Source organism: Streptomyces sp. 11-1-2 (genome assembly GCF_003595545.1).
In the GTDB taxonomy this organism is placed as follows: domain Bacteria; phylum Actinomycetota; class Actinomycetes; order Streptomycetales; family Streptomycetaceae; genus Streptomyces; species Streptomyces hygroscopicus_B.
Genome location: NZ_CP022545.1, coordinates 5866576 through 5892869, shown reverse-complemented (window position 1 = coordinate 5892869; position 26294 = coordinate 5866576). Strand labels below are relative to the sequence as shown.

General features: G+C 73.0%; 26 protein-coding genes. 8 read left to right on the top strand and 18 right to left on the bottom strand.

Features of this window, described 5'->3' with window-relative positions; all coding sequences use genetic code 11:
- Positions 1-93: 93 nt before the first annotated feature.
- From CGL27_RS24910 to pdhA, 9 genes are all read right to left on the bottom strand, one after another.
- Complete coding sequence (locus CGL27_RS24910) at positions 94-663, bottom strand: bacterial proteasome activator family protein (protein WP_078642481.1); 570 nt, start codon at positions 661-663, stop codon at positions 94-96.
- Between the two features lie 63 nt (positions 664-726).
- Positions 727-1281, bottom strand: a complete 555-nt coding sequence (locus tag CGL27_RS50190; protein ID WP_162953064.1) for a hypothetical protein — start codon at positions 1279-1281, stop codon at positions 727-729.
- Between the two features lie 178 nt (positions 1282-1459).
- The gene (locus CGL27_RS24905) at positions 1460-2437 is read right to left on the bottom strand and encodes an NAD(P)H-quinone oxidoreductase (RefSeq protein WP_119990114.1); all 978 of its coding nucleotides are present in this window, start codon (positions 2435-2437) and stop codon (positions 1460-1462) included.
- A gap of 10 nt (positions 2438-2447) precedes the next feature.
- Positions 2448-3503, bottom strand: coding sequence for a potassium channel family protein (locus CGL27_RS24900; protein WP_119990112.1), 1056 nt, complete (start codon positions 3501-3503; stop codon positions 2448-2450).
- Positions 3500-5482, bottom strand: coding sequence for a molybdopterin molybdotransferase MoeA (locus CGL27_RS24895; protein ID WP_240450622.1), 1983 nt, complete (start codon positions 5480-5482; stop codon positions 3500-3502). Before CGL27_RS24895 ends, CGL27_RS24900 begins: the two co-directional genes overlap by 4 nt.
- Positions 5479-6306 (bottom strand): NTP transferase domain-containing protein, encoded by an 828-nt coding sequence (locus CGL27_RS24890; protein ID WP_119990110.1) that lies wholly within the window; start codon positions 6304-6306, stop codon positions 5479-5481. The genes CGL27_RS24895 and CGL27_RS24890 overlap by 4 nt, the downstream gene beginning before the upstream one ends.
- A gap of 29 nt (positions 6307-6335) precedes the next feature.
- Positions 6336-7676: a dihydrolipoamide acetyltransferase family protein gene (locus tag CGL27_RS24885; protein ID WP_119990108.1), complete on the bottom strand. Its 1341-nt coding sequence runs from the start codon at positions 7674-7676 to the stop codon at positions 6336-6338.
- A complete protein-coding gene (locus tag CGL27_RS24880) occupies positions 7676-8725 on the bottom strand; it encodes an alpha-ketoacid dehydrogenase subunit beta (protein WP_059143781.1) in 1050 nt (349 codons plus the stop codon). The genes CGL27_RS24885 and CGL27_RS24880 overlap by 1 nt, the downstream gene beginning before the upstream one ends.
- Entirely contained in the window at positions 8725-9867 is a 1143-nt protein-coding gene (pdhA, locus tag CGL27_RS24875) for a pyruvate dehydrogenase (acetyl-transferring) E1 component subunit alpha (protein WP_119990106.1), read from the bottom strand. The genes CGL27_RS24880 and pdhA overlap by 1 nt, the downstream gene beginning before the upstream one ends.
- Positions 9868-10050: 183 nt before the next feature.
- Here pdhA and CGL27_RS24870 point away from each other — a divergent pair, with 183 nt between their 5' ends.
- Positions 10051-10539: an Lrp/AsnC family transcriptional regulator gene (locus CGL27_RS24870; protein WP_078642474.1), complete on the top strand. Its 489-nt coding sequence runs from the start codon at positions 10051-10053 to the stop codon at positions 10537-10539.
- An 80-nt stretch (positions 10540-10619) separates the two neighbouring features.
- On the opposite strand, the gene CGL27_RS24865 is transcribed toward CGL27_RS24870, so the two are convergent.
- Together CGL27_RS24865 and CGL27_RS24860 are read right to left on the bottom strand one after the other, a co-directional pair.
- Positions 10620-11213, bottom strand: coding sequence for a TetR/AcrR family transcriptional regulator (locus tag CGL27_RS24865; RefSeq protein ID WP_078642473.1), 594 nt, complete (start codon positions 11211-11213; stop codon positions 10620-10622).
- A gap of 2 nt (positions 11214-11215) precedes the next feature.
- Positions 11216-12733 carry a 3-hydroxyacyl-CoA dehydrogenase gene (locus CGL27_RS24860; RefSeq protein WP_119990104.1) on the bottom strand — a complete coding sequence of 506 codons (1518 nt, stop codon included), beginning with the start codon at positions 12731-12733 and terminating at the stop codon, positions 11216-11218.
- A gap of 129 nt (positions 12734-12862) precedes the next feature.
- On the opposite strand from CGL27_RS24860, the gene paaN reads away from it, so the two are divergent.
- Positions 12863-14587, top strand: coding sequence for a phenylacetic acid degradation protein PaaN (paaN, locus tag CGL27_RS24855; RefSeq protein ID WP_119990102.1), 1725 nt, complete (start codon positions 12863-12865; stop codon positions 14585-14587).
- 278 nt (positions 14588-14865) lie between these two features.
- Here the strand turns inward: paaN and CGL27_RS24850 are convergent, their stop codons facing one another.
- From CGL27_RS24850 to CGL27_RS24840, 3 genes are read right to left on the bottom strand one after another with little or no spacing between them, the layout of a single operon-like run.
- Positions 14866-15627: a TrmH family RNA methyltransferase gene (locus tag CGL27_RS24850; RefSeq protein WP_119990100.1), complete on the bottom strand. Its 762-nt coding sequence runs from the start codon at positions 15625-15627 to the stop codon at positions 14866-14868.
- Positions 15617-16864 carry an HTTM domain-containing protein gene (locus CGL27_RS24845; RefSeq protein WP_119990098.1) on the bottom strand — a complete coding sequence of 416 codons (1248 nt, stop codon included), beginning with the start codon at positions 16862-16864 and terminating at the stop codon, positions 15617-15619. Before CGL27_RS24845 ends, CGL27_RS24850 begins: the two co-directional genes overlap by 11 nt.
- Positions 16861-17598, bottom strand: coding sequence for a DUF5819 family protein (locus CGL27_RS24840; protein ID WP_119990096.1), 738 nt, complete (start codon positions 17596-17598; stop codon positions 16861-16863). The genes CGL27_RS24845 and CGL27_RS24840 overlap by 4 nt, the downstream gene beginning before the upstream one ends.
- 224 nt (positions 17599-17822) lie before the next feature.
- Between CGL27_RS24840 and paaA the strand changes: the two genes are divergently transcribed.
- From paaA to CGL27_RS24810, 6 genes are all read left to right on the top strand, one after another.
- Complete coding sequence (paaA, locus tag CGL27_RS24835) at positions 17823-18773, top strand: 1,2-phenylacetyl-CoA epoxidase subunit PaaA (protein ID WP_119990094.1); 951 nt, start codon at positions 17823-17825, stop codon at positions 18771-18773.
- Positions 18770-19066, top strand: coding sequence for a 1,2-phenylacetyl-CoA epoxidase subunit PaaB (gene paaB / locus CGL27_RS24830; RefSeq protein WP_046088802.1), 297 nt, complete (start codon positions 18770-18772; stop codon positions 19064-19066). The genes paaA and paaB overlap by 4 nt, the downstream gene beginning before the upstream one ends.
- Positions 19063-19764 carry a 1,2-phenylacetyl-CoA epoxidase subunit PaaC gene (paaC, locus tag CGL27_RS24825; RefSeq protein WP_078642466.1) on the top strand — a complete coding sequence of 234 codons (702 nt, stop codon included), beginning with the start codon at positions 19063-19065 and terminating at the stop codon, positions 19762-19764. The genes paaB and paaC overlap by 4 nt, the downstream gene beginning before the upstream one ends.
- The gene (paaD, locus tag CGL27_RS24820; protein WP_119990092.1) at positions 19758-20297 is read left to right on the top strand and encodes a 1,2-phenylacetyl-CoA epoxidase subunit PaaD; all 540 of its coding nucleotides are present in this window, start codon (positions 19758-19760) and stop codon (positions 20295-20297) included. Before paaC ends, paaD begins: the two co-directional genes overlap by 7 nt.
- Positions 20297-21406 carry a 2Fe-2S iron-sulfur cluster-binding protein gene (locus CGL27_RS24815; protein WP_119990090.1) on the top strand — a complete coding sequence of 370 codons (1110 nt, stop codon included), beginning with the start codon at positions 20297-20299 and terminating at the stop codon, positions 21404-21406. The genes paaD and CGL27_RS24815 overlap by 1 nt, the downstream gene beginning before the upstream one ends.
- Positions 21407-21499: 93 nt before the next feature.
- Positions 21500-22648 (top strand): acyl-CoA dehydrogenase family protein, encoded by a 1149-nt coding sequence (locus tag CGL27_RS24810; protein ID WP_119990088.1) that lies wholly within the window; start codon positions 21500-21502, stop codon positions 22646-22648.
- 31 nt (positions 22649-22679) lie between these two features.
- Here the strand turns inward: CGL27_RS24810 and CGL27_RS24805 are convergent, their stop codons facing one another.
- From CGL27_RS24805 to CGL27_RS24790, 4 genes are all read right to left on the bottom strand, one after another.
- Complete coding sequence (locus CGL27_RS24805; protein ID WP_119990086.1) at positions 22680-23033, bottom strand: rhodanese-like domain-containing protein; 354 nt, start codon at positions 23031-23033, stop codon at positions 22680-22682.
- 43 nt (positions 23034-23076) lie between these two features.
- Complete coding sequence (locus CGL27_RS24800; protein ID WP_162953063.1) at positions 23077-24072, bottom strand: hypothetical protein; 996 nt, start codon at positions 24070-24072, stop codon at positions 23077-23079.
- Positions 24073-24130: 58 nt separating this feature from the next.
- Positions 24131-25675: a DUF2252 domain-containing protein gene (locus CGL27_RS24795; protein ID WP_119990083.1), complete on the bottom strand. Its 1545-nt coding sequence runs from the start codon at positions 25673-25675 to the stop codon at positions 24131-24133.
- 232 nt (positions 25676-25907) lie between these two features.
- Positions 25908-26285 (bottom strand): helix-turn-helix domain-containing protein, encoded by a 378-nt coding sequence (locus CGL27_RS24790; protein ID WP_078642460.1) that lies wholly within the window; start codon positions 26283-26285, stop codon positions 25908-25910.
- Positions 26286-26294 lie beyond the last annotated feature (9 nt).

Here is a 26294-nt window from a genome sequence, read left to right as displayed (position 1 = left end):
CCCGCCCGGCGCACCCTCCCCCGACGCATACGACGCCGCGGGCCGCACCTTCCGGTGCGGCCCGCGGCGTCGTTTCGGCGTACGGTGCGTGGCTCAGAGATACGGACCCGAGCGGGCGCCGCCCGGCTTGAGCGCGTCCTCGTCCTCCTCGCCCCCGCCGAGCCCGGGCGGCAGCGCCCGGCGCATCTGCTCAAGCTGGGCGCGCGCCGCCATCTGCTGCGCGAACAGGGTGGTCTGGATGCCGTGGAACAGGCCCTCCAGCCAGCCGACCAACTGGGCCTGGGCAATGCGCAGTTCCGCCTCGGTCGGCACCGCCTCGTCCGTGAAGGGCAGCGACAGCCGCTCCAGCTCCCCGATCAGCTCGGGTGCGAGCCCGTCCTCCAGCTCCTTCACCGAGCTGGAGTGGATCTCCTTGAGCCGGACCCGGCTGGCCTCGTCGAGAGGTGCGGCGCGCACCTCCTCCAGAAGCTGCTTGATCATGCTGCCGATCCGCATGACCTTCGCCGGCTGCTCGACCATGTCGGTCACGGGAATCTCGCGCGACTCGTCGTCCCCACTGCCCTCGCCAGAAGCAGGACCGACGCCGCCGAGTGCCATGCCGTCCGGACCGACGACCAGGACGTGCGGGGTCTCCTGCGCTCGTTCGTTCATCGGCTGGTTCATACCCCTATTGTTCCGCACCGGCATCCGGTCCGGCGGGCGAGGGTCGAGGATTCGGCGCCGATGTCAGCGGCGGCGCAGCCGCAGACCGAAGAACGCCAGGCCGAGGCCGAGACCGGTGAGCGCCAGACCGGTGCCCAGCGGCAGCACCCGCATCGCCCGCCCGCTGGGCTCGGCGGCGGTCCGCTGAGCACCGTAAGGCTGCCCGGAGGGGAGCGGCTCGCGCGCCTGGTGGCGGTCCGGGCGCTGCGGCATGGGGAGGGAGGACGGCGTCCACTCGGGCACCAGCGAGAACCGCCCGGCCCCCTCGTCGCTCTCGCCCTCGTTCACGGTCTCGTTCCCGTCTCCGTCCCTGTCTCCCTCCCGTGGCCCGGCCGAGGGGTCCTCGTCCGACGGTGACGGGGCGGGGGGCCGGGTGCGGCCGGGGTGCGTACGGCCCTCGCCCGCCCGGGTGCCCGCCAGCCCGCCACCGTCGTCATCGGCGTCGGCGTCGGCGCGGGCGGCGGGGGTGGTGGAGGCCGCGGAGGCGGCGTCGGCGGCCTGGGCCGCCTGGGTGGCGGTCAGGGCGGTGCCCGCCAGCAGAGCCGCCGCGGGGAGTGTGCGGAGTGTCGCAGGGTTCACGGTGGTCACCCTCCCGTGCCGAACCGTTGCGTAACGGGATCAGCGTCACATGAGGGTACGCACCGGGCACCCTGGGCGCCGCCGTACGGACCGCGACGCCGCCGTGGCTGCGCCGCCGCCGTCCGTACGGCCGGGGCCCGGTCAGTGCCGGGCCCGGCCCCGGGCCTGCCCGGGCCGCTCAGGTCGTCAGGAGGATCTTCCCCACATGCGCGCTGGACTCCAGCAGCCGGTGGGCCTCCGGGGCATCCCGCATCGGGATGGTGCGGTAGACGACCGGGCGGACCCGGCCGCCCGCGATCAGCGGCCAGACGTGCTCCCGCACCGCCGCGATGATCGCCGCCTTCTGCGCCAGCGAGCGGCCCCGCAGCCCGGTGGCCGTCACGGCGGCGCTCTTGGCGAGCAGAGCGGCCAGGTTCAGCTCGGCCTTCGCCCCGCCCTGCAGCCCGATGATCGCCAGTCGGCCGTTGGTGGCGAGCGTCTCCAGATTCCGGGCGAGGTACTTCGCGCCGACGATGTCCAGGATGACGTCCGCCCCGGCCCCGTCGGTGGCCCGGCGGACCTCTTCGACGAAGTCCTGCTCGCGGTAGTCGATCAGGATGTCGGCGCCCAGCTCCCGGCAGGCCGCCAGCTTCTCCGGGCCGCCCGCGGTCACCGCGACCCGCGCCCCGACCGCCTTGGCGAGCTGGATCGCCATCGTGCCGATACCGCTCGATCCGCCGTGCACCAACAGCGTCTCGCCCGGCCGGAGATGGGAAATCATGAAGACGTTGGACCATACGGTCGCGGTCACTTCGGGCAGCGCGGCGGCCGTGACCAGGTCCACGCCCTCCGGGAGGGGCAGTAGCTGCCCCGAGGGAACCACCACCTTCTCGGCATATCCACCGCCCGCGAGCAGGGCGCACACCTCGTCGCCCACGGCCCAGCCGGTGACGCCGGGGCCCAGCGCCGAGATCCGGCCCGAGCACTCCAGTCCGGCGTAGGGCGCGGCTCCGGGGGGTGGCGGATAGACGCCCTGGCGCTGCAGCACATCCGCGCGGTTGACGCCGGCGGCGGCCACGTCGACCAGGACCTCGCCCTCACCGGGTACGGGATCGGGTACCTCGGCCCATACCAGGGCTTCGGGGCCACCGGGTTCGGGAATCGTGATCGCATGCATGGCCGCGAGGCTACTCCTGGACCATCGGCGCGCGAACGATCGTGATCAGCCGGTCGGCCGCCTGCAGCGGGCTGGCGTCGGGGTCGTCGTACGCGAGCAGACGATGGCCGCGCAACACCGACACCACGAGGTCATCGGTGTCCCGCACCGACTTGCCCACCTCCGCCTTCACCACCGTGCGCTCCACCAGGTCCAGGCCCGAGCCCTGCTGGATCAGATCCTCGATCACCGCCCCGGCCGTCGGACTCTGCACGCTCATGCCCAGCAGCCGGCCGGCCGCGCTGGCGCTGGTGATCACCGCGTCGGCTCCGGACTGGCGCAGCAGCGGCGCGTTCTCCTCCTCGCGCACCGCCGCCACGATGTTGGCGCCCCGGTTGAGCTGCCGGGCCGTCAGCGTGACCAGGACGGCGGTGTCATCGCGCTGGGTGGCGATCACGAACTGGCGGGCGCGCTGCGCCTCCGCGCGCAACAGCACATCGCTGCGGGTCGCGTCGCCCACCACCCCCGCGAACCCGTCCGCGTTCGCCGCCTCGATCACCTTGTGGTTGGGGTCGACCACGACCACCCGGTTCTTGGCCAGCCCCGTCGCGCAGAGGGTCTGCACCGCGGACCGCCCCTTCGTGCCGAAGCCGACGACGACGGTGTGATCACGCAACGCTGACCTCCAGCGGTTCAGGCGGTACTGCTCGCGGGTTCGTTCGGCCAGGACTTCCAGGGTGGTGCCGACCAGGATGATCAGAAACAGCACGCGCAACGGCGTGACCAGCAGGATGTTACTGAGCCGCGCGCTGTCGCTGTACGGCACGATGTCGCCGTATCCGGTCGTCGACAGCGTGACGGTCGAGTAGTAGACGGCGTCGAGGAAGTCGACGCCGTCGTCGGAGTTGTCGTGGTAGCCGGAGCGGTCGACGTACACGATGACCACTGTTAGCACCAGCACCAGCAGCGCCAGCAGCAGCCGGCTCGCGACCTGGCGCAGCGGGCCCGCGCGGAAGCGGGGCAGATGGACACGGTGGCCGCCGTCCCCGGGGGTGCGGGCGGCCGCGTCATGGCTGGGCAGCTTCACGCCGGGCCCTCCTCGGGGGATATGTCCTCGCCGTCTCCGTGGCCCGCTGCCTTGTCCGTGCGGCGGCTCGCTTGGGGTGCGCGGCGGGCTCGGTCCTTTGGGCTGGCCTGGTCTGTGCCTCGGCTGGCTCGGCCCGTGTGGCGCGTTTGGTCCGCGTGGCGCGATTGGTCCGCGTGGCGCGATTGGTCCGCGTGGCGCGATTGGTCCGCGTAGCTCAGTTGCTCTGTCGCGATCGCCGACCACGGGAGATCCAGCACCTCGACCTCGGTGCCCCGCTTCGCCCCGCCGGGCGGGATCACGGCGAGGCCGTCGGCCACCGCGATTCCGCGCAGCATGGCCGGGCCGTTGAAGCGCAGCGGCACCGCCGCGTCCTGCCGGAAGGTCACGGGGACCAGCCGGGTGTCCCGCGGATGCCCCTGTACAGCCTCGGCCAGCGGGGCCGGGCCGGGGGCGGGGGCCGGGCGGCCCGTCAGCGTCCGTAGCAGCGGCTCCGCGAGGGTCAGCAGACCGGACACCGCCGCGAGCGGATTGCCCGGGAGCCCCACCAGATGCCGGGCGGGGCGGGTCTGGGGTCCGGGATTTTCGGCCTTTTCTGACTTCTCGGAGCTCGCGGGTACGAGCCGGGCGAGCAGCATCGGGTGGCCGGGGCGCACCGCGACCCCGTCCACCAGCAGTTCGGCGCCCAGGCGGCGCAGGGTGGGGTGGACGTGGTCCACGGGCCCCGCGGCCGTACCCCCGGTCGTCACGACGACATCGGCGGACGACTCGGCCACCGCCGCGCACACCGCGTCCGCCTCGTCGGCCAGCCGCCGGGTGCTCGTGACCTCGGCACCGAGCGCCCGCAGCCACGGCCCGACCATCGGCCCCAGCGCATCCCGGATCCGGCCGTCCTGCGGCAGCCCCTCGGTGAGCAGCTCATCGCCGAGGACCAGCACCTCGACGCGCGGCCTGCGCACCGTCGGCAGCTCGTCGTACCCGGCCGCGGCGGCCAGGCCCAGTACGGCCGGGGTGACCAGCGTCCCGGCGGGCAGCAGCTGATCGCCGCTGCGGCACTCCTGGCCGCGGGTGCGGATGTCCTGGCCGAGGACGACGGGGTGAGCGGCGGACGCGTGGAGCCAGCCGTCGCCCGCGTCGGTGCCGTACTCGCTGCGCAGCACGGCGGTGGCGCCGGGCGGGACGCGGGCGCCGGTGGCGATGCGGACGGCGTGGCCGTCGGGCAGGGCGGCGGCTTCACCGTGTCCGGCGAGGATGCCGTGGTCCTGGTCCTTGTCATCAGTCGGCAGCCGCCAGGGGCCGGGGCCCGCGAGCGCCCAGCCGTCCATGGCGGAGGTGTCGAAGGGCGGCAGGTCGGTGAGCGCGGCGAGCGGCGCGGCCAGGACCTGCCCGAGCGCCTCGGACAGCGGCCGCATCACCGGGGCGGCGTGGGCGGCCTCCTTGACGGCGGCGCGGGCGGCGATGGCGCGGGCGTCGGGCCAGGAGGTGGGGCTGTGGTGCGGTTTGTCCATAAGTGGGTGCGGGTGGGAGGTGGGTGCGGCTGGGGTGCGTTTCGGGTACGGGGCCGGGGCCTGCGGGGCGGGGGCTCTGGACCGCGTGTTTTTGCTGCCAGTGCCCTCTGGCGTCGAGTTACCCAGAAATTGGCGCCACACGTATACGTCGGCTTCCAGATCCGCCTCTCCGCCCCCGTCCCCTCCCGTCTCATCGCGGCACTCCCGTCGTTTCGCCGGCCGCTCATGGGCCAGGTCGAGCGCGGTCTCGGCCCAGTCCGTCCCCGTCGGGTCGGCGCTGTCGTCCCGGCCTCGTTCCGGGGCGGGCCGGTCCCGGCGGCCATTGGCCAGGTTCAGGGCCGCGTCCGCCCAGTCCTCGTCCTCCTCGCCGAGTGGCTGCTCCGGACCCTGCGGTGGGGATTCGTTGGCCAGCGCCAGCGCCTCGTCGACCTCTCGATCGAGCGGGTCCCCGTCCCGGGGGTTGCGTGGTGTCACTGCTCCTCGGCCCAACGCGCGGCCAGCGCCGCGGCCTTCTCGGTCGCGGCGGCCACTGCCTCCGGGCCGCCGCCCTTCTGGGCCGCGGCGTAGCCGACGAGGAAGGTGGTCAGTGGGGCGGCGGGCCGGGCGACGCCATGCGCGGCGTCACGGGCCAGATCGAGTAGCGCCGCGGTGTCGACATCCAGGTCGATCCCGAGTTCGGCCTTGACTGCGGTAATCCATTCGTCCAACACGCGTCCATGCTCCCTGATGCGCGCTCGAGCCGTGGTGATGTCCTCCCAGGTGTCGCAGTCGAACGATGCCGTGGGGTGCTGGAGGCGGGCCAGGGCCAGCTCGGAGACGAGCAGGCGCAGGGGCAGCCCGCCGAGGCCGCCGTGCTCGGTGGCGAGGAGGGCGATCTCGCGGCGCAGCGGCTCGGCGCGGTAGGCGGCGACAAGGGGCTGCTCGCGGCCGTCGGAGTCGATGAGCTGGGCGCCTTCGGTGCCCTCGACGCCGTTGAGGAGGGTCTCCACGGTCTCGGGGGTGAGGAAGGGCAGATCGGCGGAGAGGACGAGGACGACCGGAGCGGTGGTCTGCCGGACGCCCGCGTCGACGGCCGCGACCGGGCCGCCGCCGGGGGGCTCCTCCCGGGCCCACCGCACGGGCCGCACCGTGGGCCTGCGCGGGCCGACGACAACGGTCCGCCCGGCGCCGGGACAGGCGTCCAGCACCCGGTCGAGCAGGGCTCGCCCGCCCACCCGCAGTGCGGGCTTGTCCACCCCACCGAGCCGCCGGGCGGCGCCCCCGGCCAGGATCACCGCGTCATACGCACCTGGAGTCACCCCATGAGTATGGCGCCGCCGGGCAGCCGCTACAGCCGTCGCAACAACACCAGGGGCTGCTCCACACAGTCGGCCACGTAGCGCAGGAATCCGCCGGCGGTGCCCCCGTCGCACACCCGGTGGTCGAAGGTGAACGACAGCTGCACCACCTGGCGCACCGCCAGCTCGCCCTGGTGCACCCAGGGCTTCGGGGCGATCCGCCCGACCCCGAGCATCGCCGCCTCGGGGTGGTTGATGATCGGCGTCGAGCCGTCGACCCCGAAGACCCCGTAGTTGTTCAGGGTGAAGGTGCCGCCGGTGAGCTGCGCGGGAGCGAGTGTCCCGGTCCGCGCGGCCTCGGTCAGCCGGGCGATCTCCTCGGACAGCCCCTCTATGGTCCGCGTCTGTGCGTCGCGCACCACGGGGACCACGAGGCCCCGGTCGGTCTGCGCCGCGAAGCCGAGGTGGACCTCGGGGAGCCGGATGATCTCCCGGCCTGCCATGTCCACCGTGGCGTTGAGCTCGGGGAAGCGCGCCAGGGCCGCCGTGCAGATGCGGGCCAGGAGGGCGAGCACCGAGATCTTGGGCCCGCCCGCCGCGTTCATCGCCGCGCGGGCGGCGAGCAGTTCGGTCGCGTCGGCGTCCACCCAGCAGGTCGCGTCGGGGATCTCGCGCCGGCTGCGCGCGAGTTTGTCGGCCACGGCGCCCCGCACCCCGCGCAGCGGCACCCGCTCCCCCGCCGGGGCGACCGCGGGTGCAGCGGCGGGCGCGGGCGCGGGTGCGGGCGCGGGGGCGGGTGCAGCGGCGGGCGCGGGTGCGGGCGCGGGCGCGGCGGCGGGTCCGCGTGCGGGAGCCGCCACCGCTCGTTCCACGTCCGCCCGCAGAATCAGCCCCTCGGGGCCCGAACCCTTGAGCCGGCGCAGATCGACGTCGTGCTCCCGGGCCAGCCGCCGTACGAGGGGCGAGATCACCGGCAGGGGCCCGGCGGGGGCCACCGCCACCGCCTCGCGCAGCGGCCCGGGGGAGAGCTGGACGCGACGGCGCCGCGCGGCGGGACCGGCCGTTCCATAGCCGACCAGCACATTGCCCGATCCGCCGTCGGCCGCGCTCTCGGTGACCGGCGGAGCGGAGCCGTCGTCCGAGCCCTCCGGCACGGCGACCGTGATCAGCGCTGCCCCGACCGGCACCTCCGCGCCCTCCTCACCGTAACGGGCCGTCACCACGCCGCCGTAGGGGCACGGCACATCCACCATCGCCTTGGCGGTCTCGACCTCGACCACCGGCTGGTCGACCGCGACCACATCACCGACCTGGACCAGCCAGCGCACGATCTCGGCACCGGTCAGCCCCTCGCCCAGATCGGGCAGGGTGAACTCCCGTACGACAGCCATCAGACGGCGCTCCCCTCGGTCCACTCCGACTCCCACTGCAACCGGGCGACGGCGTCCAGCACCCGGTCCACACCGGGCAGATGGTGCCGCTCCAGCATGGGCGGCGGGTAGGGGATGTCGAATCCGGCGACCCGCAGCACGGGCGCCTCCAGATGGTGGAAGCAGCGCTCGGTGACCCGGGCGGCGATCTCCCCGCCGGGCCCGCCGAAGCCTGTGGCCTCGTGGACGACGACCGCGCGGCCGGTGCGGCGCACGGAGGCGCACACCGTGTCGTCGTCGAAGGGGACGAGCGAGCGCAGATCGACGACTTCCAGGTCCCAGCCCTCGGCCCGGGCCGCCTCGGCGGCTTCGAGGCATACCGGCACGGAGGGGCCGTAGGAGATCAAGGTGGCGCTGCGCCGGCCTCCGGTGGCGGGCCTGCGCACCACCGCGCGCCCGATCGGCGGCACCTGCTCGGGGGCGTCGGCCGACCAGTCGGCCTTCGACCAGTACAGCCGCTTGGGCTCAAGGAAGATCACCGGGTCGTCGGAGGCGATGGCGGCGCGCAGCAGCCCGTAGGCGTCGGCGACGGTCGCGGGGGCGACGACATGGAGGCCGGGGGTGGCCATGTAGTAGATCTCGGAGGAGTCGCTGTGGTGCTCGACGCCGCCGATGCCGCCCCCGTAGGGCACCCGCACGGTGATCGGCATCGGCATCGCGCCCCGGGTGCGGTTGCGCATCCGCGAGACATGGCTGATGAGCTGCTCGAAGGACGGGTAGGCGAAGGCGTCGAACTGCATCTCGACCACCGGCCGCAGCCCGTACATGGCCATGCCCACGGCAGTGCCGAGGATGCCCGCCTCGGCGAGCGGCGTATCGGTGCAGCGATCCTCGCCGAACTCCTTGGCGAGCCCGTCGGTGATCCGGAAGACGCCACCCAGGGTGCCGACGTCCTCGCCGAGGACATGGACGGACGGGTCGGCGGCCATGGCGTCACGCAGCGCGCGGCCGAGGGCCTGGGCCATGGTGGCGGGCTTACGGGCGGTGTCGGCCCCGATGGCGGTGGTCATCACTCCCCCTTCCCGGAGTCGCCGGCCTCGACGTCGAGCTCCGCGCGCAGCTGGGCCGCCTGCTCGCGCAGCTGGCTGGTCCGGTCGGCGTAGACGTGCTCGAAGAGCTCCATGGGGTCCAGGACCGCGTCCTGGTGCATGCGCGTGCGCAGATCGGCGGCGAGCCGCTCCGCGGACTCCCGCGCGGCTTGGACTCCCTCGTCGTCCAGCAGACGGCGGTCCCGCATGGCGTCCTCCAGGAGCGCTATCGGGTCGTGTGCCCGCCATGCCTCGACCTCGGAGTCGGGGCGGTAGCGGGTGGCGTCGTCGGCGTTGGTGTGGGCCTCGATGCGGTAGGTGACCGCCTCGACCAGGGTGGGGCCGCCTCCGCCACGGGCCCGGCGCACCGCCTCCGCCAGGACCTGGTGGACGGCGGCGACGTCATTGCCGTCGACGACGCGGCCGGGCATCCCGTACCCGACCGCCTTGTGGGCGAGGGAAGGCGCGGCGGTCTGCTTGGCGAGCGGGACGGAGATGGCGAAGCCGTTGTTCTGGACGAGGAAGACCACCGGGGCGTGCCAGACGGCCGCGAAGTTGAGGGCCTCGTGGAAGTCGCCCTCGCTGGTGCCGCCGTCGCCGACCAGGGCGAGGGCCACGACATCGTCGCCCTTGAGGCGGGCGGCGTGGGCGAGGCCGACGGCGTGCGGCAGCTGGGTGGCCAGCGGGGTGCACAGCGGGGCCACGCGGTGTGCGTGGGGGTCGTAGCCGGAGTGCCAGTCGCCGCGCAGCAGGGTCAGGGCGTCGACGGGGTCGAGCCCGCGGACCACGGCGGCCAGAGTGTCGCGGTAGCTGGGAAAGAGCCAGTCGCGGTCCTCCAGCACCAGCCCGGCCGCGACCTGGCAGGCCTCCTGGCCGGTGGAGGAGGGATAGACGGCCAGCCGGCCCTGCCGGGTGAGGGCCGTGGCCTGGGTGTTGTACCGGCGGCCTCGCACCAGCTCGCGGTGGAGCCGGGTGAGCAGATCGGGGGAGATGCCGGCGGCAGCGGCGGTGCCCAGCAGGCGGTACGGCTCCGCGTCGGGCAGCAGCGGCTCGGCCTCTACGCGGGGCTGCCAGCCGGGCGGGGGAGTGGGCCGGTAGGCACCGGGCTGCTCAAGGACCGTCATGTCGCGACCTCCTGGGCGTGGCGTACGGCGGGAGGGCGGGGCGTGCCGTGCGGCATCGCCCTCCCCCTACCGATTGTTCGGTCGTTGACGCATTTTGGCTACAGGCGACCCAAGCCTGTGGACAAACGGTTCTCCAGCGCCTGTGATGAAGACAGGACGTCCATGAAGGGGAGGCGGGACGATATGCGGGGCGAACAGATGGCCAATCCGGACGGCAAACCCCCGGCACGCCCCCTGGATGACATCGACCACGACATCCTGCGTCTGCTCCGAACGGATGGCCGCGCCTCCATACGCTCCGTGGCCGAGCAGGTGCACGTCTCGCGCGCCAACGCCTACGCCCGGATCAACCGCCTGATCGACGACGGGGTGATCCGCGGCTTCAGCGCCCGGGTGGACCAGGAGCGGGCCGGGCAGGGCGCGTCCGCGTACATCACGCTGAAGATCGTCCAGAACTCCTGGCGCACCGTGCGCGAACAGCTCCGGCAGCTCCCAGGGGCCGCCCACATCGCCCTGGTCAGCGGGGACTTCGATGTGCTGCTGCTGGTGCACACCGAGGACAACCGCTCGCTGCGCGAGCTGGTCCTCACCCGGATCCAGGCCATACCGGAGGTGCTGAGCACCCGGACGCTGCTGGTCTTCGAGGAGACGGACCTGGACTCGGAGCCGTAGCGGGGGCTGGGGCGGGCGCGGCCGGCCACGACGGCGCCGCGGACGATCGACGGCGTCTCGGTGCACCTCCAGCGGAGCGCTCAGCGCTCCGTGCGCAGGCCCGCGAAGGCCGTACGGACCACGGCCTCGGCCACTTCCTGGGAGGTCGCGGCCCCGCCGCGGCCCGGCCGGTACCACTCCACAATGGAGTTGATCATGCCGAAGAGCAGCCGGGTCGCCAGCCGGGCGTCCACATCGGACCGCAGGTCGCCATCGGCCGCCGCCCGCTTGAGCAGGTCGGCGACCTGGTGGTCGAACTCCCGGCGCCGCTCCATGGCCCACCGCTCGGTGTCCGTGTTGCCCCGGACGCGCAGCAGCAGGGTGACGTAGGGCAGCTCCTCCATCAGCACCTCGCTGGTGCGCCGGGTCACATGCTCCAGCCGTTCGATCGCCCGCCCGTCGCGTGCGGCGGGCTCCTGGAGGATGCCGAACAGCCCGTCCAGCGCACGGCTTATGGCGAGCCGGAGCAGCTCCTCCTTGCCCTTCACATGGTGGTAGATGGAGGACTTGGAGATCCCGGCGGCTCGGGAGAGGTGCTCCATGGAGGTGCCGTCGTAGCCACGCTCGTTGAACACCTCCACGGCGACCGCGAGCAGCGATTCGGGCGTGTAGGTGTCGCGCTTGGCCATGGTCATGATTAGAGCAGCCTCTCATCGGCGGCGGCACGCCGGATCAGCGCCTGGGAGGGGGCGTAGCGGCCGGTCGGACAGGCTTGGTGGAGGTTGCGCAGGGTGTCGCGCACCCAGCGGGCACCGAGCGCGTGCCCCCAGGCCAGCGGTCCGCGCGGGTAGTTGACCCCTGTCAGCATGGCGGTGTCTACGTCCTCGGGGCTCGCCACCCCGCGGGCGACGGCGTCCTCGGCGAAGTCCACGAGCATCGCGACCGTGCGGGCCACGACCATGCCGGGGACGTCCTGAACCACGCTGACCGCCTTACCGAGCGCCTGGAACAGGCCGATCGCGGACCGCAGGGACTCCTCGGTGGCGGCCGGGGACGGTGCGAGGGCGATGCGGGTGGCGGTGCGGTAGTCCAGCGCCAGGTCGAAGCGGACCGACGCGGCGAAGGGGTCGTCGGTGGCGGTCGTGCCGTCGGTGAGGGACAGGCGGGTGCCGTCGGGCAGGGCGAGATGTCCCCCGACGGGCTCGCGGGTCACCGGGATGCCCGCTTCCTCCATGAGGCCCACCAACCCTTGTGCCGGCCCCAGGTCGCCGTGGAGGGCGACCTTCGCGGGCGGCTCGCACGGCCCGGCGGTGTGCGGGGCGGGCCACCCGGCGCCCTCGGAGTGGTCGAACCAGCCGTGGCCCGTCTTGCGCCCGAGCCGCCCGGCGGCCACGAGCTGCCGCTGGGCGAGCGACGGGGTGAATTTCGGATCGTGGAACAGCGCTTCCCACACGGATCGGGTGACGGCCTCGTTCACGTCCTGGCCGATCAGGTCGGTGAGCTCGAAGGGGCCCATCCGGAAGCCGCCGGACTCCCGCAGCACGGCGTCGAGGGTGGCGGGGTCGGCGGCGCGCTCCTCGTACGCCCGGAACGCCTCGGCGTAGAAGGGGCGGGCGATCCGGTTGACGATGAATCCGGGGGTGTCGGCGCAGCGCACCGGGGTCTTTCCCCAAGCCGCGGCGGTGGCGTGGGCACGGTCGGCGGCGGCCTCGTCCGTGGCGGCGCCGCGCACCACCTCCACCAGCGGCATCAGCGGGGCCGGATTGAAGAAGTGCAGTCCAAGGAGGCGGCCGGGGCGGCGCAGGACACCCGCGACGGCTGTGACGGAGAGGGAGGAGGTGTTGGTGGCGAGCAGACAGCCGTCGGAGACCACCGACTCCAGCGCGGTGAACAGCTGCTGCTTGGCGCCGAGCTCCTCGAGGATCGCCTCGACCACCAGCTCCGCCTCGGCCAGGTCCGCGAGGTCGGCGACGGGGGCGAGCCGGCCGAGGGCCGCGTCACGGTCGGCGGCCGTGAGGTGTTCCTTGGCGACCAGCCGGCCGAGCCGGGCCGCGATGGCGTCGGCGGCCTGGGAGGCGCGGCCGGGCGCCGCGTCGTAGAGCCGCACGGGATGGCCCGCGGCCAGCGCCACCTGGGCGATCCCCTGGCCCATCGTGCCGGTGCCGATGACGGCGACGACGCCGGCACGGTCGATCCCACGGTCGATCGCAGTCATGCCGCAGATCCTTTTCGACGAAGTTATCCACAGGTTCGTCAGGCCCCCTTGTCCCGACCGATCGTTCGGTTACTCTAACTCTGTCGCCCATTCCAGCCCAGCCCCAGCTCGACGAGGAGTTGGTCAGTCGTGACCGCCGCACTCACCACCGCGCAGTTGACGCAAGAGCACCGCCCCACCCTCGACCAGGCCCTGGAGGCGATCCGTACCCGCGCCTATTGGTCCCCGCACCCCGAGCACCCGAAGGCTTACGGCGGCGAGGGCCAGAGCGGGCGCCCGAGCCTGAGCGTCGCCGAGGGCCAGGCCGCGTTCGAGGCGCTGCGCGGCCGGCGCATCGAGCTGGACCAGCCGGGCACCGACGGCTGGACGGGCTCCGAAGTCTCGCCGTTCGGCGTCGAGATGGGCATGGAGTATCCGCATCCGGACCTCGACGCGCTCCTCCCCGCGATGCGGGCGGGCATGCCCGCCTGGCGGGAGGCCGGCCCGGAGACGCGGGCCATGGTGTGTCTGGAGATCCTGGCCCGGATCGGCGCCCGGTCGCATGAGTTCGCCCAAGCGGTCATGCACACCAGCGGACAGGCGTACATGATGGCCTTCCAGGCCGGTGGCCCCCACGCCCAGGACCGCGGCCTGGAGGCGGTGGCGTACGCATTCGCCGAGCAGACCCGCACCCCCGGCGCCGCGGACTGGTCCAAGCCGCAGGGCAAGCGCGACCCGCTGCGCCTGCGCAAGACGTTCACGGCCGTCCCGCGCGGTATCGCGCTGCTGATCGGCTGCAACACCTTCCCGACGTGGAACGGCTATCCGGGCCTCTTCGCCTCGCTCGCCACCGGCAATCCGGTGCTGGTCAAGCCGCACCCCCAGGCTGTGCTGCCGCTGGCGCTGACCGTCCAGGTGGCGCGCGAGGTGCTGAAGGAGGCGGGGTTCAGCCCCGATCTGGTGGCGCTGGCCGCCGAGCAGCCGGACGAGGGGATCGCCAAGGTCCTCGCCGTCCGCCCCGAGATCCGCATCATCGACTACACGGGCTCGACCGCCTTCGGCGACTGGCTGGAGACCCACGCCCGCCAGGCCCAGGTCTTCACCGAGAAGGCGGGGGTCAACACGGTGGTGATCGACTCCACCGACGACTACCAGGGCATGCTGGCCAACCTGGCGTTCTCCCTGTCCCTCTACAGCGGCCAGATGTGCACCACCCCGCAGAATCTGCTGATCCCCCGCGGCGGCATCACCACCGACGCCGGCCCCAAGACCTACGACGAGGTGGTGGCCGACCTGGCGGCGGCGGTGGACGGGCTGCTGGGCGACGACGCCCGGGCGAGCGCGCTGCTGGGCGCGATCGTGGGCCCGCGGGTCCAGGAGCGGCTGGAGGCCGCGCCCGGCCTGGGCGCGGTCGCCCTGGCCTCGCGTACGGTGACCCACCCCGACTTCCCGGGCGCCACGGTCCGTACACCGCTGATGGTCAAGGCGGACGGCGCCCGGAAGTTCTGGGAAGGGGCTGACGCGGACGCGCCTTATCTGTCCGAGTGCTTCGGCCCGGTCTCCTTCGCCGTCGCCGTCGACTCCACGGAGGACGCGGTCGCGCTGCTGCGCCGGACCACCCGGGACAAGGGCGCGATGACGGTCGGCGCGTACACCTCCTCACCGGAGGCGGAGCGGCTGATCGAGGAGGCATGCCTGGAGGAGTGCGCCCAGCTGTCGCTCAATCTGACCGGCGGGGTGTATGTGAACCAGACCGCGGCCTTCTCGGACTTCCACGGCTCGGGCGGCAACCCGTCGGCCAACGCCACGCTGTGCGACGGGGCGTTCGTGGCCGGCCGCTTCCGGACGATCGAGGTCCGTCGCCCGGCGGAGTAACGGGCCCAGTGGGCGGGGCGGCGCGGGGCCGGTCACCGCGCCGGCCCCGCCTCGACACCGTCTCGGGCGGGTCGGGCGGGTCAGGCGGGTCGGCGGGTCGGGCCTGAGCGGATCGGCGGAAGTCGGCTGTGGTTCGGAGGCGCCCTGAAGGGGCGCGGGGCTGTGTCGATGTGCGGCTCCGCCGCGGCTGTGTCCATGTGCGGCTCCGCCGCGTGGGCGACCCGCCACGACGGCGCCGCAGATGATCGACGGCATATCAGGGCCCTCCAGCGGAGCGCTCAGGCCGGGCGATCGGGGCCGCCCCAGTGGAAGAGGGTCATGGCCACGCTGGTGGCCAGGTTGTAGCTGGACACCTGCGGCCGCATGGGGAGGGCCACCAGCCTGGTGGCCCGTTTCCGCAGCTCCGGCGAGATCCCGTGCCGCTCGGAGCCGAAGGCGAGCAGCGCGTCATCGGGGATGGTCACGGACCGGATGTCCTCCCCCTCCGCGTCCAGCACATACAGCGGCCCTTCCGGAAGGGCGTCGCCCGGCAGCCGCTCGACGGCGGTGGCGAAGTGAAGCCCGGCGCCGGACCGCACGGCGTTCGGATGCCAGGGATCGATATCGCCGGTGGTGACCACGCCGGTGGCCCCGAACCCGGCGGCGAGCCGGACCACGGCCCCGACGTTCCCCAGGTTGCGGGGGTTGTCCAGGACGACCACCGGGGCGGTCCGGGGCCGCTTGGACAGCTCGTCCAGATTCCCCTGCCGGCCGCGCCGTACCGCTAGCGCGGCGACCCTGGTGGGGTGCACCCTGGGCACCAGATCGCGCAGGGTCCCGGCCTCCACCTCCACCAGGAGATCCGCGATCGTCTCGGTGAGATCGTCGGCCAGGTCCGCGGCGAGTTCCATGGCGGCCGCCTTGTCGCTGGTAACCGCAGCGCGCACCTCCGCGCCGAACCGCAGCGCGTGCTTCAGCGCGTGGAAGCCGTCGAGCAGGACGGTCTCGGGGGCCGTCGCGCGCCAGTGCCGTACGGCCTGCGCGGCCTCGTCATCGATCATTCCCCCAGCGTACGAGGGTGTCGGCCGCAGTTTCCCCGTCGCTCTCCCGCACCCGCTGCCCCGGCAGCCACACCGCGCGCGCCGTCAGCCGGTCCCGGGCCCGGCCCAGTCGCGCCGCGGCCCAGCGCAGGAAGTTCGTCGGCAGGAAGACCGAGTCAGCCGCGATCACGGCGAGCGAGAAGAAGGGCAGCCCCAGCATTACGGCGATGCCGAGGTGCTCCAGCATCAGCAGGACGAGCATCACGTTCTTGGCCCGCCGGTTGAGCAGGGTGAACGGGAACGCCACCTGGACGATGACCGTGCCGTAGGTCAGCACCATTACCAGGGTGCCGCTGGACGCCATGATGTCGGTCAGCCCCGGCCAGGGCGAGAAGTAGTCCAGATGCAGCGGGTAGTAGAGGGCGGTGCCGTCCTGCCAGCGCGAGCCCTGGATCTTGTACCAGCCGGCCGTGGCGTACAGCAGACACACCTCGGCCATGATCACCAGCAGGGCGCCGTTGTGCGCCACGTTGGCGAGCGCGTCCAGAACGGTGCGCGGCTCCCCCGGTGCGTAACGCTTGACGAGCCACCAGCCGGCCTGGACGATCCACAGCCCCCACAGGACGGTGGCCCAGCCCAGCCCGGGCAGGGGGCCGTCGGAGATCAGGGAGAGCCGGGCATCGGTGAACAGCTGTACCCAGAGCAGGGCGGTCCCGGTGAGGGCCCACAGCACGATGCCGGTGGTGTCGCGCGGCGGCTCCTCACGGTCCGTCTGCCGGGCCGCCCGGCGCGCGTCCAGCGACCACATCTGACCGCATCGGGTCAGCACCAGGTACATCGACATCAGATGGATGAGATTGTCGCCACCGTCCCCCACGAAGATGGAGCGGTTCTGCAGCGACAGCACCCCGACCATGAACAGCACGGACATGGTGCGGGTGCGCCAGCCCACCAGCAGCAGCGCGCTGGAGACGAGGGCGAGGGCGTAGACGGCCTCGAACCACACCCCGCTGTCGGACCACATGAGCGCGCTGAAGGCGCGGTTGCCATCGATCAGCCGCGCGGCCATGTCCCAGTTCCACGGGCCGTCCGGTCCGTACAGCTCCCGGCGGTGAGGCCATTCGCGCACCAGGAAGAGGAGCCAGGTGAAGGAGAAGCCGATGCGCACCACGGCGCTCTGCCGGGGGCCGAGCGCGGATCCGGTGACGCGGGCATAGCCATGCGCCACGGCGGTCTGGAGGCGGGCGGAGGGGGTCACCGGCTCTTCGCCTCCGGGATGTCATCGGTGGTCACCGTCCACCACGGCAGCGTCCGGTAGATCGTCTTGGTGTCGATCTTCTCGTCGCTCCAGGACGGTGGGGCCACCGGAGTGGTCGCGGAGCGCACCTGTATTCGCTCCACGGCGCCGCCGTCCTCCTCGCGGCCGAAGCGGAGCATCACGATCCGGCGGATGTACTGCTCGGAGAGGCTGCCGCGCATGCCCTGCGGCCGCTCCTGCGCGTCATGCGAGCCGACGTAGAACTCCCACGCGCGGCGCAGCTCGTTCTGCTGGGTGTGGCTCGGCAGCGGGTTGTGGCGGATGGCCGCTCCGTCCTGGGCCGAGAGGTCGCGCCAGCCGGTGGTCGCGGTGCCGCCCTCGCGGGTGCGGATCTCGGCGCGGGCCTGGACGGCGATGTTCTGCTGGAGCGGGTTGGGGGCGAAGAGCTTCCAGACCCGTTCGAACTCCGGATAGATGTAGTCGTCGATCGCCGCGCCGTGCCGCTTGGTGAGGGTGTTGGGCGGTGAGACGGCCAGAAAGGCCGCCGAGAGATGGATCGCGGCGGCGACGGCGGCGACCGCGATGCCCACCGCGATGATGAGCTGTGCGGGCAGGGAGAGCGCGGTGAGCGGTTCCGCCGCGTCGTAGTCCGGTTCCGGCCCAGTCGGTTCCGGTTCCGTCGGCTCTGGTTCCACCGGTTCCGGCTCCGTCCCGGCCACACCCCGCCCCGCCATACCCCGCCCCGCTCCCGATGGTCCAGGTCCTCGCGCACGCCGGTCGGCCGCGCGCCGCATGGCCCCCACGCCCCCGGCACCGTACCCATGTGGAACCACTCGGCACAGCGTCCTCAGCGTTATCCACAGGGTTGACACCCTACGTTCCTCAGCACACCATTGAACCGAACGATCGGTCGGTCGGCTGGCCGGTCGGCGGAGACGGATGGGCGGAGGGGCTTCGCATGACGACGATGGCGGCGGACGCGGGGGCGTACGAGGCGGTGTTCGACGCCGCCCTGGCCGCGGACGAGCGCATCGAGCCGCGCGACTGGATGCCCGATGACTACCGGGCCACGCTGGTGCGGCAGATGGCCCAGCACGCCCACTCGGAGATCATCGGCATGCAGCCGGAGGCCAACTGGATCAGCCGCGCCCCCTCGCTGCGGCGTAAGGCGATCCTGATGGCCAAGGTCCAGGACGAGGCGGGCCACGGCCTGTATCTCTACAGCGCGGCCGAGACCCTGGGCACCAGCCGGGAGGAGCTGCTCGACAAGCTCCACAGCAGCCGCCAGAAGTACTCCTCGATCTTCAACTACCCCACGCTGACCTGGGCCGACGTCGGAGCCATCGGCTGGCTGGTGGACGGCGCCGCGATCACCAACCAGGTCCCGCTGTGCCGCTGCTCCTACGGACCCTACGCACGGGCGATGGTCCGGATCTGCAAGGAGGAGTCCTTCCATCAGCGTCAGGGGTATGAGCTGCTGCTGGCCCTGAGCCAAGGCACCGAGGCCCAGCACGCCATGGCGCAGGACGCGGTGGACCGCTGGTGGTGGCCGTCGCTGATGATGTTCGGCCCGCCGGACGACGCCTCGGCCCACTCCGCCCAGTCGATGGCCTGGAAGATCAAGCGCCACTCCAATGACGAGCTGCGCCAGCGCTTCGTCGACATCTGCGTCCCCCAGGCCGAATCCCTCGGCCTCACCCTCCCCGACCCCGAGCTGCGGTGGAGCGAGGAGCGGGAGCATTACGACTTCGGGCCGATCGACTGGGACGAGTTCCGCGAGATCCTGCGGGGAAACGGCCCGTGCAACACCCAGCGGATCACCCAGCGGCGCCGGGCCCATGAGGAAGGCGCCTGGGTGCGCGAGGCAGCCGCGGCACACGCGGCCAAGCACGGGAAGGCACAGGCATGAGCGGCAGCCCGAGCGCCGAGTGGCCGCTGTGGGAGGTGTTCGTCCGCAGCAGGCGCGGACTGTCGCACACCCACGCCGGATCCCTCCACGCCCCCGACGCGGAGATGGCTTTGCGGAACGCACGGGATCTGTACACCCGGCGCTCGGAGGGCGTCTCGATCTGGGTGGTGCCCTCCGCCGAGATCACCGCCTCCTCCCCGGACGAGCGGGATCCGTTCTTCGAGCCGTCCGCCGACAAGCCCTACCGCCACCCCACGTTCTACGCGATCCCGGAGGGGGTGCGGCATCTATGACCGCGGCCCTCGCCCTGGGCGACGACGCGCTGGTGCTCTCCCACAGGCTGGGGGAGTGGGCCGGGCACGCCCCCGTGCTGGAAGAGGAGGTCGCGCTCGCCAATATCGCCCTCGACCTGCTCGGCCAGGCCCGGGTGCTGCTCTCGCTCGCCGGCGACGAGGACGAGCTGGCCTATCTGCGCGAGGAGCGGGCGTTCCGGAACGTGCAGCTGGTCGAGCAGCCCAATGGTGACTTCGCCCAGACCATCGCCCGCCAGCTCTACTTCTCCACCTACCAGGAGCTGTTGTACGAGCGGCTGGCGCGCGGCACCGGCCCCTTCGCCCCGCTCGCCGCCAAGGCGGTCAAGGAGGTGGCCTACCACCGCGACCACGCCGAGCAGTGGACCCTGCGGCTCGGCGACGGCACGGAGGAGAGCCATGAGCGCATGCGGCGGGGGCTGGACGCGCTCTGGCGGTTCACCGGTGAGCTCTTCGAGCCGATCGAGGGATGCGAGGTGGAGTGGCACACGCTGCACGACACCTGGCTGACCCGGATCACCTCGGTCCTGGAGCGCGCCACCCTGGCGGTGCCCGAGGGGCCGCGGCGCGGCGGCTGGGCGGCCGGCGCGGGGCGCCAGGGCCTGCACACCGAGCCGTTCGGCCGGATGCTCGCCGAGATGCAGCATCTGCACCGCAGCCACCCGGGGGCGACATGGTGACGCCCACGCCCTCCGCGGCACCCACGCCTCCCGCGTCCGGCACCACCCCGCTCGAGGAGGAGCTGCTGCGGCTGGCCGGATCCGTACCGGACCCCGAGCTGCCGATGGTGTCCCTGGCCGAGCTGGGCGTGATGCGCGGGCTGCGACTGCTGGGGCCGGGCCGGGTCGAGGTCGAGCTGACGCCCACCTACACCGGCTGCCCGGCGCTGGAGTCGATGGCCACCGACATCGAGCGGCTGCTCCATGACCACGGCGTCCCCGAGGTCGCCGTGCGCACGGTCCTCTCCCCGCCCTGGACGACGGACGCGATCAGCGCCGAGGGCCGCCGCAAGCTGGCGGAGTCCGGCATAGCGCCGCCCGCGCCGCACCGCGCGGCGGCGGGCGGCCCGGTCCCGGTGGCCCTGGCGGTGCGCTGCCCGCAGTGCGGCTCGACCGAGACCGAGCTGCTGAGCCGCTTCTCCTCCACCGCCTGCAAGGCGCTGCGCCGCTGCACGGCCTGCGGTGAACCGTTCGACCACTTCAAGGAGTTGTGATGGCCGCGGAGGCGGTGAAGCGGGCCACGCCCCGCCACGGCGCGTTCCACCCGCTGCGGGTGGCGGCGGTCGACCGGCTCACCGATGACGCGGTGATGGTCACCCTCCTGGTGCCGCCCGCGCTGCGGGAGACGTTCCACTTCACGGCGGGGCAGCACATCGCGGTGCGCCGGTTCGCGGACGGCGCGGAGATCCGCCGGACGTACTCGCTGTGCACCACGGCCCCGGGCGCGGAGGGCCCGGAGTTCCTGCGGATCGGAGTGCGGCTGGTCGAGGGCGGTGAGTTCTCGGCCTATGCCCTCAAGGAGCTGGCGGTCGGCGGGGTCATGGAGGTGATGGCCCCGGCCGGCCGTTTCGTCCTGGAGCCCCGGCCCGGCCATTTCGCGGCGGTCGTCGGCGGCAGCGGCATCACCCCCGTGCTGTCCATCGCGGCCACGCTGCTCAGCCGGCAGCCCGAGGCGCGCTTCTGTCTGATCCGCAGCGACCGCACCGCGGCCTCGACGATGTTCCTGGAGGAGGTCGCCGACCTCAAGGACCGCTGGCCCGACCGGTTCCAGCTGGTGTGCGCGCTCTCCCGGGAGGAGCAGCAGGCCGGGCTGGTGTCCGGGCGGCTCGACGAGGAGCGGCTGACCGCGCTGCTGCCGGCGCTGCTGCCGGTCGCCTCGGTGGACGGCTGGTTCCTGTGCGGGCCCTATGGTCTGGTGCGCGCCGCCGAGCGGGCGCTGCGCGGCCTCGGGGTCTCCCGCGGCCGGGTCCATCAGGAGATCTTCCATGTGGAGGCGGCCCCCGCCGAGGACGTCTCCCCCATACCGGATCCGGCCCGTGCCCCGTCGCAGAGCTCGGTCACGGCGACCCTGGACGGCCGGTCGGGCACCTGGCCGGTCCAGGCCGGGGAGCCGCTGCTGGAGACCGTGCTGCGCAACCGGGCCGACGCGCCATATGCGTGCAAGGGCGGGGTCTGCGGGACCTGCCGGGCCTTCCTGGTCTCCGGCGAGGTGCGGATGGACCGTAACTTCGCGCTGGAGCCGGACGAGGTGGAGGCGGGCTATGTGCTGGCCTGTCAGTCCCATCCGGTGGGCGAGCGGGTGGAGCTGGACTTCGACCGCTGACGTCCCGAGCGCGGCACCGGCGTTCCCTTCTTGTAGAACCTGTTCTATCTTGACGGGCCGTCAGATAAAGCCGCGGCGCGGGAGGTACGGACAGTGGACTTCACCTTCACCGAGGAGCAGCAGGCGGCCGTCGAAGCGGCGAAGGCCGTCTTCTCCTCCGTCACACCGGACAGCGTGCCCAGCCCCGCGCTGACCGCCGGCGCCGTCGCCGAGGACTTCGACCGTGCGCTGTGGCGGAAGCTCGCCGAGAGCGATCTGCTCGGCCTGAGCCTCGACCCCGAGTACGGGGGCTCGGGCCTCGACCCGCTCGCCCTGTGCCTGGTGCTGCGGGAATGCGGCCGGGTGCTGGCCCGGGTGCCGCTGCTGGAGTCCAGCGCCGCGGCGCTGGCCGTGCAGCGCTACGGCGGGGCCGAGTTGCGCACCGCCGTGCTGCCCCGGGCCGCGAGCGGTGAGCTGGTCCTCACCACGGCCTCCAGCGGCCGCACCGGCCATGGCCCGGCCGAACTCGCCGTCCAGGCGCGGCAGAACGGGGACGTCTGGATGCTGGACGGCGTCCAGACCGCGGTCCCCTGGGCCCATGGCGCCGATCATGTGCTGATCCCGGCCCACACCGGGGAGGGCCGGACGATCCTCGCCCTGGTCCCCCGCGACCATGAGGGCGTCGTCCTCGATGAGCAGATCTCCACGAGCGGTGAGCGGCAGGCCGAGATCCGGCTGGACGGAGTGCGGCTCGCCGACCGCGAGGTGCTGGCCGCGGACGGCGCCTGGGAATGGCTGCGCGATCTCCTCACCACCGGCACCTGTGCGCTCGCGCTGGGGCTCGGCTCGGCGGTGCTGGACCTCACCAGCTCCTATGTGAGCGAGCGCGAGCAGTTCGGCTTCCCGCTCGCCAGCTTCCAGGCGGTCGCCGTGCAGACCGCCGACCGCTATATCGATCTGCGGGCCATGGAGGCCACGCTGTGGCAGGCGGCCTGGCGGCTGTCCCTGGACGAGGAGCGGCCGACGGCGAGCGGGGCGCTGCCCATCGCGGGGGATGTCGCCGTCGCCAAGATCTGGGCCGCCGAGGGCGTGCGCCGCGTCGTGCAGACCGCACAGCATCTGCACGGCGGCTTCGGCGCGGTCACCGACTACCCCCTGCACCGCTACCACGCATGGGGCAAGCAGCTGGAGCTCTCGCTGGGATCCGCCGCCGCCCATGAGGAGGCACTGGGCGAACTCCTCGCCGCCCACCCCCTCGGCTGACCGGCGAGTCCCGCCGATCATAGGGAAACTCCTAGAGCACAAAGGCCCCTTCGGCGGTGCCGTCGGGGCCGCTCACCATCGGCCGGCCCGCCGCGTCCCAGGCGAGCATCCCGCCGTCCACATTCACCGCGTCCAGGCCCTGCGCGACCAGATACTGCGTCACCTGCGCGGAGCGGCCGCCGACCCGGCACATCACATGTACCCGCTGCCCCTCGCCGACCGCCGCGGTCAGCTCATCGAACCGCGCCACGACCTGGCCCATCGGGATGTGCAGCGCGCCCTCGACATGCCCGGCCGTCCACTCGTCGTCCTCCCGGACATCCAGCAGAAGGCCATCGGCCGGTACCGCCGCCGCCTCCATCTGGGGAAGCTGGGCAAAATGCATCAGACACACCTCTCACATGACATCGGCAGCTGCGGCAAACCTACTACCGCACCAGCTCCGCGAGCCGGGTCTCCTTCTCCGCGGCCTGGGCCAGCAGCTGCTCGGCGATCTCGTCCAGCAGCCGGTCGGGGTCTTCCGGCGCCATCTTGATCATCGCGCCGATCGCGCTCGACTCCAGCTCCGCGGCGACCGCGGCCAGCATCTCCTTGCGCTCGGCCAGCCACTCCAGCCGGGCGTACAGCTCCTCGCTCCGGCTCGCCCGCCGCTCCGGCGGAGGCGGACCGGCCGCCCACTCCTCGGCCAGCGCCCGCAGCGCCTCCTCGTCCCCGGCCGCGTACGCCGCGTTGACCCGCACGATGAAGGCACCGCGCCGCTCCCGCTCGGCCTCCTCCTCGGCCAGATCCGGATGGGCCTTACGGGCCAGCTCCCGGTAGATCCGGCGGGCCTCCTCGCTCGGCCGCACCCGCGGCGGCGGCTGTACGGGCCGCTCGGTGAGCATCGCGGCCGCCTCCGGCGAGAGCCCCTCGGAGTCGATCCAGCCGTGGAACAGCTCCTCCACGCCCGGCATCGGCTGTACCAGCCCCCGCGCCTCATGGGCCTTGCGGATGTCCTCCGGATCGCCGGTGCGCGCCGCGACCGCCTCGGCGATCAGCGCGTCCAGCTCGTCGAGGCGCGAGTACATCGGCCCGAGCCGCTGGTGGTGCAGCCGGGAGAAGTTCTCCACCTCCACCCGGAAGGTCTCCACCGCGATCTCGAACTCGATCAGCGCCTGCTCGGCCGCACGCACCGCCCGCTCCAGACGCTCGGCGGCCTGAGCCTCCTCCTGGGCCCGGGCGCCCTCGGCGTCCCCGGAACCGGCGTCCCCGGACGACCCCGCGTCCCCGGGCCCGGCATCTCCGGACCGGGATTCCTCGGACCAGGGCCCCTGGGACCGCGTCTCCCCGGGCCATGTCTCCCCGGACCGGTCGTGCGACTCCGCCTGGGGCTCCGCGTCCGACACCGACTGCCGTGCCTGCTGCTGCGCTTCCGGATTCGTCACCCGCTCAGACTACGTCCGGCGGTGATCGGCGACCGAGCTCGCACCCCCGCCCCGCGCCTCACACCCCCATCTCGGCCGCTATCCGGCCGTTGCGCACCGCCACGACCAGCGCGGAGTGATCCGCTTCCGTGCGATCCGCGTACGCCACCGCGAAGGCGGCCACCGCCTCGTCCAACTCCTCCCCCTTGCCGCAGTAACCAGCCAGCAGCCGAGGGTCCGCGCTGTGGGCATGCGCCCGCGCCAGCAGCGCGCCGGTCATCCGCCCGTAGTCGTCCATCTGGTCCGCGGCCAGCGCCGCCGGGTCCACGCTTCCCTTGCGGTTGCGGAACTGCCGCACCTGGTAATGCCGCCCGCGCACCGTCGTCCACCCCAGCAGGATGTCGCTGACCACCTGCATCCGCTTCTGGCCGAGCACCACTCGCCGTCCCTCATGTGTGACGTCCGGCACCTCGAAACCGGCCTTCGCCACATGCGGCAGCAGCGCGGAGGGGCGCGCCTCCTTCACCTGGAGCACCATCGGCTCACCCCGGTGGTCGAGCAGCAGCACCACATAGGAGCGGGTGCCCACACTGCCCGTGCCGACCACCCGGAACGCCACATCGTGCACCTCGTACCGCGAGAGCAGCGGCAGCCGGTCCTCCGGCAGCGTGCCCAGATATTCGGCGAGCGAGGAGGCCACCGCCGCCGCCTCCTCGTCCGGCACCCTCCGCAGCACCGGCGGCGCGTCCACGAAGCGCCGGGCCTCCGGCCGGCCCGAGGAGCCCTCCTCGCCCGGCACGGGCTCGGTGGACCGGGCCGCGTACCGCGCGCTGGTGTTCCGCCGGGCCTTCTCGGAGATCCGCTCAAGCGTCCCGACCAGGTCCTTGGCGTCCGTGTGGGAGACCAGCTCCTCGTCCGCGATCGCGTTCCACGCGTCCGCCGCCGGCAGCTTGGCCAACAGCCGCACCGTGCGCCGATAGGCGCCCACGGCGTCCTGAGCCGCCGCCCGGCAGGTGTCCTCGTCGGCTCCCGCCTCCCGGCCGGCCAGCACCAGCGAGACCGCGAGCCGCTTCACGTCCCACTCCCACGGGCCGTGGACGGTCTCGTCGAAGTCGTTGAGATCGATGATCAGGCCACCGCGCGCATCTCCGTAGATCCCGAAGTTGGCGGCGTGGGCGTCGCCACACAGCTGTGCCCCGATACCGGTCACCGGCGTGCTCGTGAGGTCGTGCGCCATCAGCCCGGCGGCCCCGCGCAGAAAGGAGAAGGGGCCCGCGGCCATCCGCCCCACCCGGATCGGGGTGAGCTCCGGCAGCCGCCCGGCGTTCGACCGCTCGACCGCCGCCACCGGATCCGGCCGCCCGTCAGCCCTCGGCGTCCCGGCATGCACCGAGCGCGGCACCCGCTTGCGCAGCGCCTTGCCCATCTGCCGGGGAGACGGCCCGTCACCGCGCCAGACGGCGAAGCCCGGAACCGGCGGCAGCCGCCGGGCCGCCCCGCCCGCGGGGCCCTCGCCGCCCGGCCCCCGCTCGCCGTTCTGTCCGCTCTCTCCGCTCCGGCCGCTCCCGTCGCCCCGGCCGCTCTCGCCGCTTCCGCCGCCCTGACCGCTCCGGTCGTCCGTCATCGCGCCCCCGCCTTCCTCGCACACGACATCGACTGAGCAGACCGTACCCCCTGTCAGCCCACCCCGTCAGAGCCTGTGGAAAACCTCGGCGATCATGGTGAAACCCCTGATCAGACGCGACTCAACTCGGCCCGGCCCTGCCCCGGCCCCAGACTCGGTCACGGAACCAGTCCCGGTCCCGGGCCCAGGGCCAGACTCGGTCACGGAACCAGTCCCGGCCCCGACCCCAGGCTCAGCCCCGGAACTGCTTCGGGCAGTCGTCGCCGCCCGAGGGCAGATGGCTCTCCGCCCACCGCGACAGCTCCTTCAGCGCGGGCTCCAGCGCCTTCCCCGCGTCGGTCAGCCGATAGGCCACCCGCAGCGGCGGCCCGGCGTCGACCTCCCGCACCACCAGACCCGCCGCGGAGAGCTCGGTGAGCCGGTCCGACAGCATCCGCTCACTGATCCCCGGGATGGCTCGCCGAAGCTCGGCGAAGTACGCCGCCTGCTCCGTCAGCACGGCCACGATGAGTCCCGTCCAGCGCTTGCCGAACAGCTCGAAGAACCGCGTCATCTCGCCGTCGACCTGCTTGCAGGCCTGCTCGTTGTGCTCCCCACGATCCTTCGCCATGGAATACAG